Origin of the sequence: Arthrobacter koreensis (genome assembly GCF_009193255.1) — a bacterium.
GTDB lineage: Bacteria > Actinomycetota > Actinomycetes > Actinomycetales > Micrococcaceae > Arthrobacter_B > Arthrobacter_B koreensis.
Map to the genome: position 1 here is coordinate 159,988 of NZ_WACG01000005.1, position 18,260 is coordinate 178,247.

Annotated in this window: 13 protein-coding genes and 1 pseudogene; 10 read left to right on the plus strand and 4 right to left on the minus strand. The window is 63.9% G+C overall.

Going from position 1 to position 18,260, the window contains the following annotated elements:
• The first annotated feature begins 191 nt into the window (after positions 1 to 191).
• The 8 genes and pseudogenes from mmsA to GD628_RS11525 form a co-directional block, all read left to right on the plus strand.
• Complete coding sequence (mmsA, locus tag GD628_RS11490) at positions 192 to 1,769, plus strand: multiple monosaccharide ABC transporter ATP-binding protein (RefSeq protein WP_386886551.1); 1,578 nt, start codon at positions 192 to 194, stop codon at positions 1,767 to 1,769.
• Complete coding sequence (gene mmsB / locus GD628_RS11495; protein ID WP_152274796.1) at positions 1,766 to 3,058, plus strand: multiple monosaccharide ABC transporter permease; 1,293 nt, start codon at positions 1,766 to 1,768, stop codon at positions 3,056 to 3,058. Before mmsA ends, mmsB begins: the two co-directional genes overlap by 4 nt.
• 67 nt (positions 3,059 to 3,125) lie before the next feature.
• Complete coding sequence (locus tag GD628_RS11500) at positions 3,126 to 4,208, plus strand: substrate-binding domain-containing protein (RefSeq protein ID WP_091606893.1); 1,083 nt, start codon at positions 3,126 to 3,128, stop codon at positions 4,206 to 4,208.
• 191 nt (positions 4,209 to 4,399) lie between these two features.
• On the plus strand, positions 4,400 to 5,524 hold the full coding sequence (locus tag GD628_RS11505) for a Gfo/Idh/MocA family protein (RefSeq protein ID WP_152274797.1): 1,125 nt from the start codon (positions 4,400 to 4,402) through the stop codon (positions 5,522 to 5,524).
• Positions 5,525 to 5,617: 93 nt separating this feature from the next.
• Entirely contained in the window at positions 5,618 to 7,321 is a 1,704-nt protein-coding gene (locus GD628_RS11510; protein WP_152274798.1) for an ABC transporter permease, read from the plus strand.
• Positions 7,322 to 7,323: 2 nt separating this feature from the next.
• Entirely contained in the window at positions 7,324 to 7,995 is a 672-nt protein-coding gene (locus tag GD628_RS11515; RefSeq protein WP_152274799.1) for an ABC transporter ATP-binding protein, read from the plus strand.
• 134 nt (positions 7,996 to 8,129) lie between these two features.
• Positions 8,130 to 9,599 carry a glutamate-cysteine ligase family protein gene (locus GD628_RS11520; RefSeq protein WP_152274800.1) on the plus strand — a complete coding sequence of 490 codons (1,470 nt, stop codon included), beginning with the start codon at positions 8,130 to 8,132 and terminating at the stop codon, positions 9,597 to 9,599.
• Between the two features lie 187 nt (positions 9,600 to 9,786).
• Positions 9,787 to 10,230, plus strand: a pseudogene (locus tag GD628_RS11525) (Hsp20/alpha crystallin family protein); the annotation flags it as partial.
• A gap of 755 nt (positions 10,231 to 10,985) precedes the next feature.
• Here the strand turns inward: GD628_RS11525 and GD628_RS11530 are convergent.
• Complete coding sequence (locus tag GD628_RS11530) at positions 10,986 to 12,206, minus strand: NADP-dependent isocitrate dehydrogenase (RefSeq protein ID WP_091607004.1); 1,221 nt, start codon at positions 12,204 to 12,206, stop codon at positions 10,986 to 10,988.
• 171 nt (positions 12,207 to 12,377) lie between these two features.
• The gene (gene purH / locus GD628_RS11535; protein ID WP_152274801.1) at positions 12,378 to 13,991 is read right to left on the minus strand and encodes a bifunctional phosphoribosylaminoimidazolecarboxamide formyltransferase/IMP cyclohydrolase; all 1,614 of its coding nucleotides are present in this window, start codon (positions 13,989 to 13,991) and stop codon (positions 12,378 to 12,380) included.
• Positions 13,992 to 14,268: 277 nt separating this feature from the next.
• Here purH and GD628_RS11540 point away from each other — a divergent pair, with 277 nt between their 5' ends.
• Positions 14,269 to 15,621: an MFS transporter gene (locus GD628_RS11540; protein WP_152274802.1), complete on the plus strand. Its 1,353-nt coding sequence runs from the start codon at positions 14,269 to 14,271 to the stop codon at positions 15,619 to 15,621.
• A 71-nt stretch (positions 15,622 to 15,692) separates the two neighbouring features.
• Here GD628_RS11540 and purN read toward each other — a convergent pair whose 3' ends face one another.
• The gene (gene purN / locus GD628_RS11545; protein ID WP_091607013.1) at positions 15,693 to 16,271 is read right to left on the minus strand and encodes a phosphoribosylglycinamide formyltransferase; all 579 of its coding nucleotides are present in this window, start codon (positions 16,269 to 16,271) and stop codon (positions 15,693 to 15,695) included.
• Positions 16,272 to 16,310: 39 nt separating this feature from the next.
• Between purN and GD628_RS11550 the strand changes: the two genes are divergently transcribed.
• Positions 16,311 to 16,754 (plus strand): hypothetical protein, encoded by a 444-nt coding sequence (locus GD628_RS11550; protein WP_152274803.1) that lies wholly within the window; start codon positions 16,311 to 16,313, stop codon positions 16,752 to 16,754.
• Between the two features lie 48 nt (positions 16,755 to 16,802).
• On the opposite strand, the gene GD628_RS11555 is transcribed toward GD628_RS11550, so the two are convergent.
• Positions 16,803 to 18,071 carry a cell division protein PerM gene (locus GD628_RS11555; RefSeq protein WP_226802501.1) on the minus strand — a complete coding sequence of 423 codons (1,269 nt, stop codon included), beginning with the start codon at positions 18,069 to 18,071 and terminating at the stop codon, positions 16,803 to 16,805.
• Positions 18,072 to 18,260: the final 189 nt, after the last annotated feature.

Sequence of the window (18,260 nt, forward strand, 5' to 3'; positions counted from 1 at the left end):
TTTTCATCTTGTTTCCACCTTGTGTTCAAGACTTGACGACAAGCAAGGAATAAGAGTTTACTTCTCTATCGACCCACTGTTACGGGTCAGTAGCTAGACAAAGAAGTCACAACGGGAGGCACGTATGCGAGCAGCAGTTGCAGCTCGGGCAACTGGAGCGCTCAGCGTCCAGTGCCCCTACAGCGGGGAACATGCAGATGCCGCATAACCACACCATTCTGGAAATGCGTTCCATCACCAAGGAATTTCCCGGCGTCAAGGCACTTTCTGACGTCTCCATCAGCGTAAAAGCCGGTGAGATCCACGCCATTTGCGGCGAAAACGGAGCCGGAAAGTCCACCCTCATGAAGGTTCTCTCCGGGGTTTACCCGTACGGGACCTACACGGGCGAAATCGTCTTCCAGGGAGAGGTTGTCCAGTTCAAGGACATCCGTTCCTCCGAAGCGGCCGGAATCGTCATCATCCACCAGGAACTCGCCCTGATCCCGGAACTCTCCATCGCGGAGAACATCTTCCTGGGCAACGAGCCGCGCCGCTTCGGTTTCATCGACTGGGACCGCGCGAACCTCGAAGCCTCCGAGCTGATGGCCCGGGTGGGACTCGAAGAGGATCCCACCACGCCCATCAAGGACATCGGCGTCGGCAAGCAGCAGCTGGTGGAAATCGCCAAGGCGCTGAGCAAGCGGGTGAAGCTTCTGATCCTGGACGAACCCACCGCGGCCCTGAACGAAACCGATTCCCAGCACCTGCTGGACCTGATGGCCGGACTGCGTTCCAAGGGCATCAGCTGCATCATGATCTCCCACAAGCTCAATGAGATCGAGCAGATCGCCGATTCAATCACCATCATCCGTGACGGCAAGTCCATCGAAACCATCGACGTCGCAGTCGACGGCGCGAACGAAGACCGCATCATCAAAGGCATGGTGGGCCGATCGCTCGAGTCACGCTTCCCGGACCACACCCCGAACATCGGCGAAGTGTTCTTTGAAGTCCGGGACTGGACCGTTGGCCACCCCACCGTGCCGGACCGCATGGTCTGCAAGGGATCGAACTTCCACGTCCGCCGCGGCGAGATTGTCGGCTTCGCCGGCCTGATGGGCGCCGGACGCACTGAATTGGCCCGGTCCATCTTCGGACGCTCCTACGGCAACTACATCAGCGGCACGATCATCAAGGACGGCCGGGAAGTCAGCTTCCGGAACGTTCCGCAGGCCATCAGCCATGGCCTCGCCTACGTCACCGAGGACCGTAAGACCCTCGGCCTGAACCTGCTTGATGACATCAAGGCCACCACCGTGGCCTCGAACCTGAAGAAGATCACCAAGGGCCTGGTCGTCGACAAAGACGAGGAATACCGCTACGCGGAGGACTACCGCAAAAGCCTGCGGACCAAGGCACCCACCGTGGATGAAGGTGTCTCCAAGCTGTCCGGCGGCAACCAGCAGAAGGTTGTCCTGGCCAAGTGGATGTTCACCGACCCGGACCTGCTGATCCTCGATGAGCCAACCCGCGGCATCGACGTCGGTGCCAAGTACGAGATCTACGGGATCATCCAGCAGCTGGCCAACCAGGGCAAGGGCGTGATCGTGATCTCCTCGGAGCTTCCCGAGCTCCTTGGTCTCTCCGACCGCATCTACACCATCTTCGAAGGCGCTATCACCGGTGAGGTTTCCAAGGCTGATGCCAGCCAGGAAAACCTCATGAGGCTCATGACCTCCGCCGGCAAGCACACCCCCGACCTCGCCACCCAAGGACCCCTTTCATGAAAGCCATCAAACAGCTGCTGAGCGGCAACGGCCGCCAGTTCGGCATGATCTTTGCCCTCGTCGTCCTGATCGGCCTCTTCCAGTGGCTGACCGGAGGCAAGACCCTCACGCCCACGAACATGATCAACCTGTTCAACGGCAACTCCTACATCCTGATCCTGGCCGTCGGCATGGTCTTTGTGATCATTGCCGGGCACATTGACCTCTCGGTTGGCTCCGTCGCCGCCGTCACGGGAATCATCGTGGCCATGGCCATGCGGGACTGGGGCATTCCGTGGTGGGCAGGCATCCTGCTCGGCCTGCTGATCGGTGCCGCCATCGGCGCCTGGCAGGGGCTCTGGGTGGCGTACGTCGGCATCCCGGCGTTCATTGTCACGCTCGCCGGCATGCTGATCTTCCGCGGTGCCAACCAGTACATCGGCAAGTCCAACACCGTTCCAGTACCGCAGGAATTCCAGTTCATCGGCGCAGGCTACCTGCCGGAGATCGGCCCGGACACCGGCTACAACAACCTCACCCTGCTCCTGGGCCTGGTTCTCGCCGCCGTCGTGATCATCGGTGAAATGCGCCGCCGTGCGAAGACCGTCAAGATTGGTTCCGTCAATCCCCCGGCCTGGGTTTCCGCCACGAAGACCGGCCTGCTGGTAGCTGCCATCCTGTACGCCACGTACCTCTTCTCCACGGGCCGTCCGGGCACCTCCTTCCCGGTATCCGGCATTATCCTGGCTGCCCTGGTGGTCCTGTACGTGTTCATCTCCACCAAGACCGTGGTCGGCCGCCACGTCTACGCCGTGGGCGGCAATCTCCACGCTGCCGAGCTCTCCGGCGTTCGGAGCAAGAAGGTCAACTTCCTGGTCATGATGAACATGTCCATCCTGGCGTCCCTCGCCGGCATGATCTTCGTTGCCCGCTCCACTGCCTCCGGCCCGTTCGACGGCACCGGCTGGGAGCTGGATGCCATTGCGGCAGTCTTCATTGGCGGCGCGGCCGTTTCCGGCGGTGTCGGCACCGTGGTCGGCTCGATCGTCGGCGGCCTGGTCATGGCCGTGCTGAACAACGGCCTGCAGCTGCTGGGCATCGGCGCGGACCTGACCTCCATCATCAAGGGCCTGGTCCTGCTGATCGCCGTTGCACTGGATGTCTACAACAAGACCCAGGGCAGGCCCTCCATCATCGGCCTGATGATGAAGAACTTCGGGTCCAAGGACAAGCTCACTGTCCCCGCCCCGGTGAATCCGAAGCCTGAAATGCCCACCGGCACCAAGTCCACCATCGGAACGGATGCCTAGGCCCCACCGGGCCCCTCGATCCGCACGACAAAAAACCACCGCACCACCCATCAAGAAAAGGAACACCATGCGCAAGTTCGCAAAGTCATTTGCCGTAGTCGCCACGGTTGCAGCGCTGTCGCTGTCCGCCTGCGGCCGTGCCGACGAAGCTTCCACCGGCGATGCTGCCGGCTTCGAAGAGGGATCGGCAATCGGCGTAGCCCTGCCCCAGAAGACCTCGGAAAACTGGGTCCTGGCAGAAGGCCTGTTCAACGACGGCCTGAAGGAAGCCGGCTACGAGCCGCAGGTCCAGTTCGCCAACGGCGGCGTCTCCGAGCAGCAGAACCAGATCAGCTCCATGATCACCAACGGTGTCAAGGTCCTGGTTGTCGGTGCCATCGACGGCGCCCAGCTCGGCTCGCAGCTGCAGGAAGCCAAGGATGCCGGCATCACCGTCATCGCCTACGACCGCCTCCTGACCAACACCGAGAACGTCGACTACTACGTCGCCTATGACAACTTCCAGGTCGGCCAGCTCCAGGGCCAGGCCCTGCTGGACGGAATGAAGGCCAACAAGCCCGAAGGCCCGTGGAACATCGAACTGTTCGCCGGCTCCCCCGATGATGCCAACGCACAGGTCTTCTTCGACGGCGCCATGGACGTCCTGAAGCCGGAAATCGAAGCCGGCAACCTGAACGTTGTTTCCGGCCAGACCGAGTTCAACCAGGCTGTCACCCAGGGCTGGAAGGCCGAGAACGCCCAGAAGCGCATGGATACCCTGCTCTCGGGTTCCTACGGTTCGGAGGAACTGGACGGCGTCCTGTCCCCCAACGACACCCTGGCCCGCGCCATCCTGACCTCCGTCTCCGCTGCCGGCAAGCCGGTTCCGGTCGTGACCGGCCAGGATTCCGAAGTTGAGTCCGTGAAGTCCATCATGGAAGGCGTCCAGTACTCCACCATCAACAAGGACACCCGTGCCCTGGTTAACCACACCATTGACATGGTCAAGGGCCTCGGCGCCGGCGAAGAGCTGGAAATCAACGACGACGAGTCCTACGACAACGGCGTGAAGGTTGTTCCGGCTTACCTGCTGGAACCGCAGATCGTCACCAAGGACAACGCTGCAGAGGCTTACGCCAACGATCCGACGCTGGCCGAACTGGTCAAGTAGTCCACAGCGCTGACACATGCGGCCCGGGCTGCCTTCCTCGCGGGAGGCAGCCCGGGCTTTTTCAGTACCGGTCCCGGCCTGCGGCTGCCCCGTCCCGGCGTCGGGACTGGGCAGCCGCAGGCCGAGGACCATAGGGTAGTCCTCATACCGAGACACCAGCCAGCCACGCCACAGATTGAGAGCCGAGGAATATGAACGCCCCGCAGTTTATCCGCACACCGCCGTGCGTCCTCCAGGGGGCGCCCAGCCCGGTGCAGGCCACCGGCCGCACCCTTCGATGGGGCGTAGTTGCCACCGGCAGGATCGCCGGCCGGGTCACCGAAGACATCGCCAGGCTCGAGGACGCCGTCCTGCAGGCAGTGAGTTCACGTTCCGAGGCCACCGCCGTCGACTTCGCTGACCGCTTCGGTTTTGCATCGAGCTATTACGACGACGAGGCGCGCGGCAAGGGCTACCGCCAGCTGTTCGCAGACCCGGAAGTCGACGTCGTCTATATCGCTTCCCCGCACGCCCAGCACTATGAGCTGGCCCGCGAGGCACTTGAGGCCGGCAAGCACGTACTATGCGAAAAATCGATCACCATCAACGCCGCGGAGCTGGCAGACCTGATCGAGATCGCCGGCCGCCGGGGCGTCTTCCTGATGGAAGCTGTGTGGACCCGGTTCCTTCCCTGCATCAACCGGCTGTGGGAAATCATCTCCAGCGGTGAGCTGGGTGAGATCCAGTGGGTCCAGGCGGACCTTGGCTTCCCTGCCCCGTACGACCCGGCCAGCCGGCTCTGGGATCCTGCCGCCGGCGGCGGGGCGCTGCTGGACCTCACGGTCTATCCGCTGACCCTCGCGGTAGGTGCGCTTGGCTTCCCCCAGCGGGTCCAGGCCTCCGGCACGCTGAACGCCGACGGCGTGGACACCCAGAACGCGCTGAACCTGAGCTACGACTCCGGTGCGCAGGCTCAGCTAACTTCCTCGCTGCTCGCATCCGGTCCCCGCACCGCAACGATCTGCGGCAGCGAAGGGTGGGTCCGCACCGGGGCTCCCCTGCACAACCCGGTGGAACTGCACATCCACCAGCACATGGGTCCGTCCCGCACGGAGCGTTTCCAGCAGGTTGGCAACGGCTACACCTATGAACTGCGGGAGGTCACGCGCTGCATCCAGGAAGGGCTGGCCGAGAGCCCGACCATGCCGCTGTCCGACTCGCTGCAGACAATGCAGTTCTTTGATGAGGTACGCGCACAGATCGGCGTCCGGTACCCGAACGACGAGCGGCCGGCCGCGTCTCTGCAGGGAGCCGGCAAACTGCACGACTCCGCTTAGTCCAGTCACAGGTTAGGCCTGCGCGCCGCACAGCATCACCACCGATGCTGGGAACGCGCAGGTTTAACGCTGTGACTGAACAACGGAGGAAAGATGAATATTCTGGCCCGGAGCATGGGCAACGCGTTCCGCAACAAAGTGCGGAGCGGCGCCGTCATCCTCATCCTGGCTGTGGCTATAGGCCTTGCCCTGTCAATGCTGGTGGCCCACCAGGCAGTCGGCGCCAAGGTGGCGGAGCTGAAAAGCCAGATTGGAACGCAGCTGACGGTCAACCCTGCCGGATCCCGCGGCTTCGAAGGCGGCGGCGAGCCCCTGACCAATTCGGACCTCGACACCGTCCGGTCCGTGGAGCACGTGTCCGCCGCGGAGGGAAGCCTCTCGCTGCGGCTCAGCACGTCTGACGCGGCGTCTGCTGAGGATTCGGGGTCTGACGATTCGGCGTCTGACGATTCGGCCGCGCAGGAGGGCTCCGGCGGTGGCGACTCCGGCGCTGCCCAGTCCGACACCGCCCAGTCAGACCCCGCGCAGTCCGGCACCGCCCAGTCCGAGCCCGCGCAGGCAGGCTCCCGCGGGCCCGGCAGCATGGCAACGGCCGGATCCACCAGCCTGCGGTCCGCCGTCGACGCCGGGACGCTCGGTGCCCGTAACAGCGGCACCTCGGACGGCACCTCCGGCAGCACTGCAGCCCAGGCGCCGCCGGCGATGCCCCTCACCGCGACCGGCATCAGCACGGCCGCAGCCGCTGATGGCAGCGAGCTGACGCTGACAGACGGAACGGCCATCACCGATTACTCGGCGAACTCGACCGAAGTACTTTTGGGTGCCTCTCTCGCCGAGGAAAACGGTCTGGCCGCCGGCTCAACATTCGAGGCCCTGGGCCGCACCTTCACCGTCGCCGGAGTGTTCGACGCAGGAACTGTCTTCGACAACAATGCCCTGTACCTGCCGCTCGCCGCAGCCCAGGAACTCAGCGGCCAGACCGGGGAGCTTTCCTCGATCCTGGTGACCGTTGACAGCATGGAGAACGTTGATTCAACCCAGACTGCGCTAACCGACGCTCTCGGATCCGACAGGGCTGATGTTTCTGCCGGGACGGCAGGGCTCAGTGAGGCCATCAACTCTCTGGCTGGCGTGCAGTCCATTTCCCTCGTCGGCTTCATCGCTGCGCTGGCAGCGGCGGCACTCATCGTGCTGCTGATCATGATCATGGTGGTTCGTGAGCGGCGCCGGGAGATCGGTGTTCTCAAAGCCATCGGTGCCTCGAACCGCACGATCGGCCTGCAGTTCGTGCTTGAGGCAGTGGTTCTGGTGGCGATCGGCGCTGTCTTGGGGTCTGTTATTGCTGTGGGCGCGAGTGGTCCGATAGCCAGTGCCCTGGTGGACAGCAGCACCGGAAGCAGCAGCAGCATCGAGGCTGGTTCCATGGGTCCGGGTGCCATGGGCGGCGAAGCCCTCCAGGCGCCACCGGGCACCGACGGCCAACCGTCCGACGGGCAGTCCGACGGGCCGTCCGACGGGCAGTCCACTGACGGCCAATCCACTGATGGCCAGGCTCAGGGCACGGCGCCGGACGGTGCTCCGGCCGGTGGCCCCGGCAGCGGGCCCTTTGGTTCCGGCGGACCCTTTGGTTCCTTTGACCAGACCGCGGAACTGATCGGCACGGTCACAACATCCGTGGGTCCCGGAACCATTGCCCTGGGCGCCGGCGGCGTGCTGTTCATCGCGGCCTTCGGTGCGCTGGTACCAGCCCTGATGACCGCGCGCGTCCGTCCGATCGAAGTCCTCCGAGGAGAGTAACAATGCTTGAAGTCCGCAACGTAGTGAAGGAGTTCCCGTCCGGCGACGGCGTGATCCGGCCAGTCAATGGGGTGACGTTTTCCCTGCCGCAGGGCACATTCGCAGCCATTCTGGGCCGAAGCGGCAGCGGCAAGTCCACGCTTCTCTCCATTCTGGGGGCGCTGGATACCGCCACCAGCGGGGATGTGGTCATGGATGGAACGAACATTTCCCAGCTGCCGCCGGGACGGCTCACCGAATACCGCCGCAGGGACATCGGCTTCGTCTTCCAGCAGTACAACCTGATTCCGAACCTCAGTGCGATGGAGAACGTCATGCTTCCCATGGAGTTCGCCGGCGTCGGCAAAGCAGAGCGGATGGCACGTGCCGCTGCGCTGCTCAATGAGGTGGAATTGACGGAGGAACTGCACCAACGCCCCGCCAACCGGCTCTCCGGGGGCCAGCAGCAGCGGGTCTCCATTGCCCGTGCGCTGGCCAACAGGCCAAGGCTCGTCCTCGCCGATGAGCCAACGGGCAACCTGGATGAGGAAACGGGCGAGCTCATTATTGAGCTGCTTCGGAACCTCGCGCAGCAGGAGAACACCACCATCCTCGTCGTGACCCATGACCAGGCGCTGGCGGCGAAGACAGACCGCAGGCTGCGCCTCGCCAGAGGGACGTTGACGGAAGAGTAAAGACCGCCGCATGCCGTCCTTCCGGAAACCGTAAGTTCCGAGAGGACGGCTCTTCCGCGTCCGCTGCCGGAGACGGCAAAACGAGGCCCTGTGCAACGCTATACATCGCTTCGCCGGCGTGGTTATGTTCATCCATGGGAACAGAGGTCAACGCCAGGTCTTTCAGCCGCGAAGAGCGGACCCGCTACCGACGCCGGCTGCTGGAGAACCTGGACCGGTTTGCCGGCTTCCTCGGGACAGCGCAGTTCGCGGATACCGCGAGCATCGGCGTCGAACTTGAATTGAATCTGACCAATGACGACTTCACTCCCGCGCTGCGGAACTCGTCCGTGCTGGAGGAGATCGCTGATCCGGCGTTCCAGACGGAGATGGGCGCTTTCAACATTGAGATGAACCATCCCGCGCTGTCCATCAAGGGACAGGGTCTGAAGGACCTGGAGGACAGCCTGCGCGGCCAGCTGAACCGTGCTGACGAGCTTGCGGCCAAGGCTGACGCGAACATCCTGATGGTGGGAATCCTCCCCACGCTCACCAATGACGTGCTCGACGGCGATGCCTGGATCAGTTCCGGAGCACGCTATGAAGCGCTCAACACATCAGTGCTCCAGGCGCGCGGCGAGGACGTATACCTCTCACTGACCGGTTCGGAATCCCTCACCCGGTACGCGAAGAACATTGCACCGGAGGCAGCCTGCACCTCCCTGCAGCTCCATCTCGAGGTCAGCCCCGCAGACTTCGCTCCGGCATGGAACGCGGCCCAGCTGATTGCCGGACCGCAGGTTGCCCTGGCGGCGAACTCGCCGATCTTCCTGGAACATGTGCTGTGGCAGGAAACCCGGATAGAACTCTTCAAGCAGGCGATCGACACCCGGCCGCCGGAAATGCGCAACCAGGGTGTGCGGCCCCGGGTATGGTTCGGCGAACGCTGGATCACCTCCATCTTTGACCTCTTTGAAGAAAACGTGCGGTATTTTCCCGCGCTGCTTCCCGAGCTCTCGTCCACCAGCTCCGGTTCCACGGATGCCGGCGCTCCCCTGCTGCCGGAGCTGCGGCTGCACAACGGCACCGTGTACCGGTGGAACAGGCCCATCTATGATCCGGGTACCCACACGCCCAATCTGCGGCTTGAAAACCGTGTGCTGCCTGCCGGACCCACCGTCCTGGACGTGAGCGCCAACGCGGCCTTCTTCTACGGCCTCGTCCAGACCCTGCGTACCGCGGACCGTCCCCTGTGGACCCGTACCGCGTTCAAGACGGCGGCGGATAATTTCCTGGCCTGCTCACGGCTGGGACTGGACGCCACGGTCTACTGGCCCGGCATTGGGGACATACCGGTCACCGAGCTGGTGGTCCGGCACCTGATTCCCATGGCTGCGGACGGGCTGCGCGAGCTGGGGGTAGATGACGAGCTGGTCGAACGCTACCTGACGGTGATCCGGGAACGTGCGCGGACGGAGCAGAACGGTGCGTCCTGGCAGGTTTCGGTTCTGTCGAACCTGGAGTCGGAGGGCTACGACCGGACGTCGGCTCTGGCGGAAATGACCCGCCGCTACTGGCACCACATGCACAGCAACGAACCCGTGCATCTCTGGCCGCTGAATTGACTCCTCCGGTACTGATTTCTTCACGGACCCCTAGCACTCGATATTGGTGAGTGCTAATCTAATTCCATTCTTGAGTGGACCTGACTCAACCTGATTCAGCCGCTCAAGTAGTCGACCCTTCGTTATTCCTGTCAGTGAAGAACACATCCACCCGTCTGATCGGGACGGGTGAAAGGAGTTGATGAGAATGGCCATGAAATTCGATCCTTTCCGCGAACTGGACCGCATGGCAGGTGCCCTTTTGGATCCCCGGCAGCGGCTGCGGCTGATGCCAATTGATCTGTACCGAGAGGGCGACCATTACATCTTGAACGCAGACCTGCCCGGTATAGATCCGGGATCGGTCGATGTGGATGTTGATGGCCAGCTGCTGACCATCCGGGCTGAACGAACCATCCACGTGCCTGAGGGCGCCACCTGGCTGAACCGTGAACGCGAATCCGGCACGTTCCTGCGTCAGCTGAACCTCGGCCAGGGCATCAATATCGAGGGCATCTCAGCCAAGTATGAGAACGGTGTGCTGAGCGTCTTCATTCCGGTGAGCGAACGTGCCAAGCCGCGCAAGATCGAGGTTTCCTCCTCGTACAGCGGCAGCAGCGGCGACGTGATCAGCGGTGAATCCAGTTCCGAACCACTGATCTCATCCGTCTCCGGTTCGAGCGGCTCCAGCGGCTCGTCTGGTTCCAGCTCCTCCGGTTCCTCCGGCGGCGCCTCCTCGGGCGGCATGGGCTCCGGATCCAGCGGCTCCGGGAGCGGCGGCAGCAGCTCAGGCGGATTCGGTTCCGGGTCTGGCTCGGGTTCCGCCGGCTCATAAGCCCTCAAGTTGCTCAACGGCTCTTCGGGCCACCGGGTCACCGGGCACCGGGTCACCGGGCACCGGGTCTTCGTGGCTCCGGGTCGCCGGGCACCGGGTAAACGGCTCTTCGGGGCACAAACTCTTCGTGGCACCGGGCACCGGGCCACCGGGCACCGGGCCACCGGGCCACCGGGCCACCGGGTCACCGGGTCACCGGGTCACCGGGTCGCCGGGTCACCGGGGCACCGGGTCACCGGGGCACCGAGTCTTCGTGGCACCGGGGCTCCGGGTCACCGCGCACATGCGTTCTCGCAGCGGCCCTCTCCGACGCCCGCCACGAGTCCGCAAGGTGCCAGGCCAGCCCGCCGGACGGGCCGGGTTAGGCGGCTTTAATACTCCAAAGCGAGCTCTGCGAGCGACGGAGTTTCGTTGCCGCCGTTCCGGCCCGCCCGGCGGGCGAACCGGACCACCGGGCGAACCGGTCGAACGGGCCACCGGACCCCCGGGCGAACCGGACAGCCCGAAAACAAACAGCCAGCCCCAGTCCTTCCGGACCGGGGCTGGCTGTTTTGTGCTGTGAAGCTTGGGTCTTAGCCCAGGCGCACCTTGAGGTTCTCGTCCAGTGCGGCGAGGAACTCTTCGGTGGTCAGGTACGGCTGGTCGGGTCCGACCAGCAGTGCCAGGTCCTTGGTCATCTTGCCGGATTCGACCGTCTTGACGACTACGTCTTCAAGGGTCTCGGCGAAGTTGATGACCTCCGGGGTGTTGTCCAGCTTGCCGCGGTGCATCAGGCCACGGGTCCACGCGAAGATCGAAGCGATCGGGTTGGTGGAGGTGGGCTTGCCCTGCTGGTGCTGGCGGTAGTGACGGGTCACGGTGCCGTGTGCAGCTTCAGCCTCAACGGTCTTTCCGTCCGGGGTCATGAGCACGGAGGTCATGAGGCCCAGCGAGCCGAAGCCCTGGGCAACCGTGTCCGACTGGACGTCGCCGTCGTAGTTCTTGCAGGCCCAGACGTAGCCGCCTTCCCACTTCATAGCGGAGGCAACCATGTCATCGATCAGGCGGTGCTCGTAGGTGAGGCCGGCTGCTTCGAACTGGTCCTTGAACTCGGCGTCGAAGACTTCCTGGAACAGGTCCTTGAACTGGCCGTCGTAGGCCTTCAGGATCGTGTTCTTGGTGGAGAGGTACACCGGGTAGTTGCGCTGCAGGCCGTAGGCGAAGGATGCGCGGGCGAAGTCCTTGATGGACTCGTTGAAGTTGTACATACCCATGGCCACGCCGCCCTCTTCGGGGTAGGTGACAACCTGGGTCTTGATCTCTTCGCCGCCGTCAGCCGGGGTGTAGGTCAGGGTCAGGGTGCCGGCACCCGGAACCTTGAAGTTGGTGGCCTTGTACTGGTCGCCGTGTGCGTGGCGGCCGATGATGATCGGCTTGTTCCAGCCCGGGACCAGGCGCGGGATGTTGGAGATGATGATCGGTTCGCGGAAGACGACGCCGCCAAGGATGTTACGGATGGTTCCGTTGGGGGAAACCCACATCTTCTTCAGACCGAATTCTTCAACGCGTGCCTCATCAGGGGTGATGGTTGCGCACTTGACGCCCACGCCGTGTTCCTTAATGGCGTTGGCGGCGTCGATGGTGACCTGGTCATCCGTGGCGTCACGGTTCTGGATCGAGAGGTCGTAGTACTTCAGGTCTACGTCCAGGTACGGGTTGATCAGGCGGTCCTTGATGAACTGCCAGATGATCCGCGTCATCTCGTCGCCGTCGAGCTCTACGACAGAGCCCACAACCTTGATTTTGTCAGCCACACGGTCTCCTTGTGGAATGGGGGTCCGGACATGGCTTTAGACATGCGGGGACCCGGCTTTTGGGTCTGGTTTCTGCTCCAACTATGCCACAGCGCGGATGCGCCCCCTAAACCGCGGGCCGCATGCGGACATGATCCATGCGGCCCGCGGCCTGGCGTGGCTGGAGCGTTGCTAGTGGAAGAAGTGGCGGGCGCCGGTGAAGTACATCGGCACGCCTGCTGCGTTCGCCGCAGCAATGACCTCCTCGTCGCGGACGGAGCCGCCCGGCTGCACAACGGCGCGGACGCCGGCGTTCAGCAGGATTTCGAGTCCGTCGGCGAAAGGGAAGAACGCGTCCGACGCCGCTACGGCACCGCGGGCGCGCTCGTCATCGTCGCCTGCCAGCGTGTTCGCGCGCTCGACGGCGAGCTTGCAGGAGTCAACGCGGTTCACCTGTCCCATGCCCACACCGACGGACGCGCCGTCGCGGGCGAGCAGGATCGCGTTCGACTTGGCAGCGCGGACTGCGCGCCAGGCGAAGACGAGGTCGGCGAGGGTCTTCTCGTCAGCGGGTTCGCCGGCTGCGAGCGTCCAGTTGTCGGGGTTGTCGCCTTCCGCTTCGACGGTGTCCGGCTGCTGCATCAGGACGCCGCCGGAGACCTGGCGGAACTCCAGCGGGTTGCGGCCGTAGCCGTCCGGAAGGGTGAGCAGGCGGATGTTCTTCTTGCGGGAGAGGATCTCGACTGCCTCGGGCTCAAAGTCCGGCGCGATGACAACCTCGGTGAAGATGTCCTTGACCGTCTCCGCCATGCCGGCCGTGACCGTACGGTTCGCGGCGATCACTCCGCCATAGGCTGAGACCGGATCGCAGGCGTGCGCCTTCAGGTGGGCATTGGCGATCGGGTCCGCAGCACCGGGCGAGGCAACAGCCACACCGCACGGGTTGGCGTGCTTGACGACGGCGACTGCAGGTTCCTCGAAGTCGAAGGCGGCGCGCAGGGCGGCGTCGGCGTCGACATAGTTGTTGTAGGACATCGCCTTGCCGTGCAGCTGGTCTGCCTGTGCGACCCCGGGCAGCGAATCCTGGTCCGCGTAGAGTGCCGCTGCCTGGTGCGGGTTCTCGCCGTAGCGCAGCACCTCGGAGCGCTCCAGCGCCATGCCGGTGTAGGCAGGCCAGGCCGACCCTTCCTCGGTGCCGTCGCCGAACTGCGCGGCAGTCCACTTGGCCACAGCCGTGTCATAGGCGGCGGTGTGGGCGAACGCTTCGGCGGCCAGCCGGCGTCGGGCGTTCAGGTCAAAGCCGCCTTCGGCGGCAGCTGCGGTGACAGCCGAGTACTTGGCCGGGTCCACCACGACTGCAACGGAAGGGTGGTTCTTGGCAGCGGCACGGACCATCGAGGGCCCGCCGATGTCGATCTGCTCGACGACGTCGTCCTGCGCGGCGCCGGACTTCACCGTCTCAACGAACGGGTACAGGTTCACGACCACCAGGTCGAAGGCCTCGATGCCCAGCTCCTCCAGCTGGTCCCTGTGGTCCTGGCGCCGGCGGTCGGCGAGGATGCCGGCGTGCACACGCGGGTGGAGGGTCTTGACGCGGCCATCCAGGCATTCGGAGAAACCGGTCACCTCGGCAACCTCGGTGACCTCGATGCCGGCTGCGGCGATCTGCTTGGCGGTGGATCCGGTGGAGACGATGCTGACCCCGGCTGCGGCGAGGCCCTGGGCCAGTTCCGTCAGGCCGGTCTTGTCGTAGACCGAGATGAGGGCCCGGCGGATGGGTACACGGTCAAGGGGGGTGTTGCTCACGGGGAAGTCACTCCAACTGGGTATCGGCGAACGATGCACGCGCCGCCCGCGGGCGGCCCAAGGATGAGTTTATGCCTTGGACGCTTCTGGGGCAGGCCGAAGGGGTAATAGTTCCCGGCTCGGCCGTCACCCGTTTGACGCAGGCGCATTACGGGGTCCGCGGCACACGAAGCGTGAACGTTACGGGCGTCGGCTGCCTTACGGCCTCCGGCGTTGTAGAGTTCTCCCCAGTTAGTGCATGAATGACTATAAGTGCCGGCGGAAGGCCCTCCCCCACATGACCACCACCCACGCCCTGCCTGCGGGCGACGAAGTAGTCCAGAACCTGCCCTGGCGCTGGCGCGTCCAGGGAAAGATCTTCCTGATCGGCGGGCTGGGCTTTATGTTCGATGCCTGGGATGTGACGCTCAACGGCGTCCTGATTCCGCTGCTCTCGCAGGAATGGAACCTTGTACCGGCGCAGGCCGCGTGGATCGGGACAGCGAACCTCCTGGGTATGGCCATAGGTGCGTTTCTGTGGGGTTCGATTGCAGACGCGATTGGCCGCAAGCAGGCTTTCACCGCCACTCTGCTGATCTTCTCGATCTTTACCGTGGCAGGGGCTTTCGCACCGGACATCGCCTGGTTCTGTGTGTTTAGGTTCCTCGCTGGAGTGGGGCTTGGCGGTTGCGTTCCCGTGGACTACGCCCTGGTGGGTGAGTTCACTCCGCGGAAGCAGCGTGGCCGGGTACTTACCGCCATGGACGGCTGGTGGCCGGTGGGTGCCGCGCTGTGCGGTGTCACTTCCGCCGTCATCATGGCGACCGTTGCGGACTGGCGCTGGACCATGCTGATCATGGTTATACCCGCGCTGCTGGTCTTTTGGGTCCGCCGCTCAGTGCCGGAGTCTCCGCTGTTCCTGGTCCGCAAGGGCCGCACCGAGGAAGCCAGCGCCGTCATCAATGACCTGATCAGGCGTACCGGAGGAACCCAGACCGAGTGGAGGCTTCCGGAGCCGGAGCCTGTGCAGAAGTTCTCCCTGAAGACCACCGGCGCTCAGCTAGCCGAACTTTGGAGGAGCAATCCGAAGTCCACGGTGACTGCGTGGTCCCTATTTGTGACGGTCCTGCTGGTCTACTACCTGGCGCTTCAGTGGATGCCGAAGATCCTCGTGGATGCGGGTTATGCCGAGTACAAGGCGTTCCTGACGACGTCCGGCATGGCTGCGGTGGGTCTGCTGGGTGTAGTGGCTGCCGCGCTGCTGGTGGAGCGCGTCGGCCGGAAGTGGCTGCTCGGAATCACTGGTCCGGCGGCTGCAGCTTCACTGGTTGTGGTGGCCCTGGTTGTTGATGTTCCTGCGGCTGCGACAACCTGGCTGCTCGTCTACGGCTTTGTGGTGCAGGTGGCCATTCCGGTGCTCTACACCTATGTGTCCGAGCTCTACCCCACCCGGCTGCGTGCCAGCGGGTTTGGCTGGGCGTCCACGGCCTCCCGGGTTGGTGCCGGGTTTGGCCCCCTGTTGTTCGTTTCCGTGCTGTGGCCGTACCTTGGGCTGCCGCTGTCCTTCGCCGTCGCCGGATTGCTCGTGCTGGCTGCGGTGCTGTGGATGGCCAAGTTCTCGCCCGAGACCCGGGGCGCTGCGCTGGACTAGGGTTGCCGTGACCAGGGGCGCCGGCGGGTGGCTGGGCAGCGCGCAGTGCGCCAGCCTCGCGTGCGGCTGGCTCAGAGCGCCGGGAGTCCCTCTTTGCTGATCTTCCGGAGGGTCTCGATCAGCAGCCGCCGTTCCTGCACCTTGATGCGCTCGTGCAGCGTCTCCTCGGTATCGCCGTCGAGCACCTCCACCGCTGCCTGCGCCAGGATCGGGCCCGTGTCCACACCGGCGTCGGCGATGTGGACCGTGCAGCCGGTGACCTTCACTCCGTAGGCGAGTGCATCCCGCACTCCGTGCGCACCGGGGAAAGACGGAAGCAGTGCCGGATGGGTGTTGACGTAGCGTCCCTCGAACGTGTCGATAAAGTGCTCATCCACAATGCGCATGAATCCGGAGGAAAGGACGACGTCGGGATTGTAGGATCCAACTTTCTCCGTCAGCGCACGGTTCCAGTCCGCACGGATCGGGTAATCCTTGAAGTTCACCACGAACGTTTCGTGTCCGGCGGCGGCAGCACGTTCCACGCCGTAGGTTCCGGTCCTGTCGGCACCGACGGCGGCGATTTCGACGTCGAGCTCCCCCGCGGCGACGGCGTCAAGGACCGCCTGGAGGTTGGAGCCGGTGCCGGAAACCAGAGCAACAATTCGCATGTGTCAACCTTAGGTCGAAGCGTCACCTAGGCTTAAACCATGACTAACGACGGCCCTGACGTACGCCCGCGACCGCCGTTTCCGCCGGCTACCCGCAAACCGGAGCCCACTGAGGCACAGTCGAAGGAAGCCCGTTCCTACATGTGGGTGTTCATTGCCCTGCTGTTGGGAATGCTGCTCAGCTCGGACCTGATGCTGCCCTGGAAGCTGCTTCCGCTGATGCTGGGTATTGCGTCCGTCGTGGTTGGGATCATCACCCTGGTGAAGGTCATCCGGTTCGGTCTGGGCGCGTTTATGCGGATTGTGGTCTCGATGGGCCTGGCCGCGACTGCCTTCATGACCCTCGGGCTGGCTGCCCAGGTGGCTCTCTGGCCGCTTACCGCCAAGTACGAGACCTGTATGCAGTCCGCTCTGACTGTCCAGGCCACTGAGGCCTGCACCGAGGATTACCTGACTTTCGGCGGAATGCTTCCCCAGCCGTAGCGGTCTTTCGTCGCTGAGCTGGTTTCCTGGGATTTCCGCAGCGGGCAGCTACACCTTTGAGGCCGCTTCCGGGCGCCGTGAGCGTTCACGTTCGAGCCATGGGCCCGCTGCGTAACCAATAACGACGCCGACGGCGACTTCCGCGGCGATCCAGATTCCGGTCCAGAGCGGGTCTGGTCCAATCTCGACGAATCTGCCGATGCCCAGTGAACCGCGTGCGATGAGTGCAGCTGCGGCTGCCAGGAGTCCTGACACCAGCCCAATGACGGCGCCAAGGCAGACTGTCGAAACGGAGGCTGTGAACCATCTGGCGTTGATCTTGATGGAGATCCACTCGTCGAAGTGGTTCTCGCCCTCGCGCAGGAACCACCATCCTGCCAGCACTCCTGCCGCGACGGGGATTAGCAGTGCTGCGTAGGCGTATTCGGACTGTCCGCTGGGCAGGGCCGCCAGTATCGGGACAGCAGGCAGTGGGCCTACTGTCGTTTCGAGTGGGCTGATGATGCTTCCCGTTCCGATGCTGAATCCTGCTCCGGATGCCCAGGCCAGGGTCCAGACCACCAGGTTGGGTAGCAGTCCCAGCTGTGCAACGGTGACAACGATGCCTCCGATGATTCCGGCGTCGAGCTTCTGGTAGACGGTTGCTATCTCTGCCCAGCTCAGCGCCAGAGCCACTACCAGCAGGACTGCTGCGAGTCCGATTGCTGCCGTGATTCCCACGACTCCGGCCCGTATTGCTGCCCACAGGTAGGAACCGGCCCAGCGTGAGTGCTGGCTGGTTCTTGCTATCCAATCTGTGAGGTCCACTCCTATGAGCCGTACCCAGGAGCCCGCTTCCATCCGCGCTCCGATGATGACTCCGAGTCCTGCGGGGATGAGGGGTATCAGGCCTCCGGCCACGAGCGAGATGCTTACGTCCTCGTTTGCGGAGAAGTATGCCGCTGCTGTTCCCAGCAGGGCGTAAGTTCCAAGTGCTCCGAGCAGTGCCTGCCAGAGCTGGTCTGTGTAGCACGCCCGTGCGAGCCTGCGTCCTGCCCTCCAGCAGAGGAAGAAGGGTATGAGTGTCAGGCCCAGTGGAATCAGGGACAGCAGTCCTCCCGATTCTTCCGGTCCCACTGTTCCTGCCGGGAAAGTCAGTGAGAGCGGCACCCCGTGCAGCAGTAGCCAGGCTTGCCCGCTTAGCCGTGCCAGTGAGGCGTAGTCCCGGTCTGAGAACCCGTTTGCTGCCCACACTCCGGTCAACGGCAGGATTACGACCAGGGCTGACAGAACGGCTGCCTGGCCGAGTTCGAACATTCCCTGCAGCCAGAGTGGCATGGGCAACACACCCGGTTTCTTCGGGCGTTTAAAGAGTTTCATCGCTCTCTATCGTGCCATTCTGACGCGTCCGAGCTGTTGAGGGTGCGGGTGTGAGTCGAGGTTTGGGTTTGTTGTGGAGGGGCGACGCATGCGGTTAGCCCACGGACAGAGGGGTGTTTGCCGGGGGGGTGTTGGAGGGGGTGTCCG

Bases quoted from the DNA above. Each gene is read 5' to 3' on its own strand.
- GD628_RS11520 (WP_152274800.1), top strand. From the start codon at position 8,130: ATGGGAACAGAGGTCAACGCCAGGTCTTTCAGCCGCGAAGAGCGGACC.
- GD628_RS11555 (WP_226802501.1), bottom strand. From the start codon at position 18,071: ATGCCACTCTGGCTGCAGGGAATGTTCGAACTCGGCCAGGCAGCCGTT.
- GD628_RS11550 (WP_152274803.1), top strand. From the start codon at position 16,311: ATGACTAACGACGGCCCTGACGTACGCCCGCGACCGCCGTTTCCGCCG.
- mmsB (WP_152274796.1), top strand. From the start codon at position 1,766: ATGAAAGCCATCAAACAGCTGCTGAGCGGCAACGGCCGCCAGTTCGGC.
- GD628_RS11540 (WP_152274802.1), top strand. From the start codon at position 14,269: ATGACCACCACCCACGCCCTGCCTGCGGGCGACGAAGTAGTCCAGAAC.
- GD628_RS11500 (WP_091606893.1), top strand. From the start codon at position 3,126: ATGCGCAAGTTCGCAAAGTCATTTGCCGTAGTCGCCACGGTTGCAGCG.
- mmsA (WP_386886551.1), top strand. From the start codon at position 192: ATGCAGATGCCGCATAACCACACCATTCTGGAAATGCGTTCCATCACC.
- GD628_RS11505 (WP_152274797.1), top strand. From the start codon at position 4,400: ATGAACGCCCCGCAGTTTATCCGCACACCGCCGTGCGTCCTCCAGGGG.
- GD628_RS11515 (WP_152274799.1), top strand. From the start codon at position 7,324: ATGCTTGAAGTCCGCAACGTAGTGAAGGAGTTCCCGTCCGGCGACGGC.
- GD628_RS11510 (WP_152274798.1), top strand. From the start codon at position 5,618: ATGAATATTCTGGCCCGGAGCATGGGCAACGCGTTCCGCAACAAAGTG.
- purN (WP_091607013.1), bottom strand. From the start codon at position 16,271: ATGCGAATTGTTGCTCTGGTTTCCGGCACCGGCTCCAACCTCCAGGCG.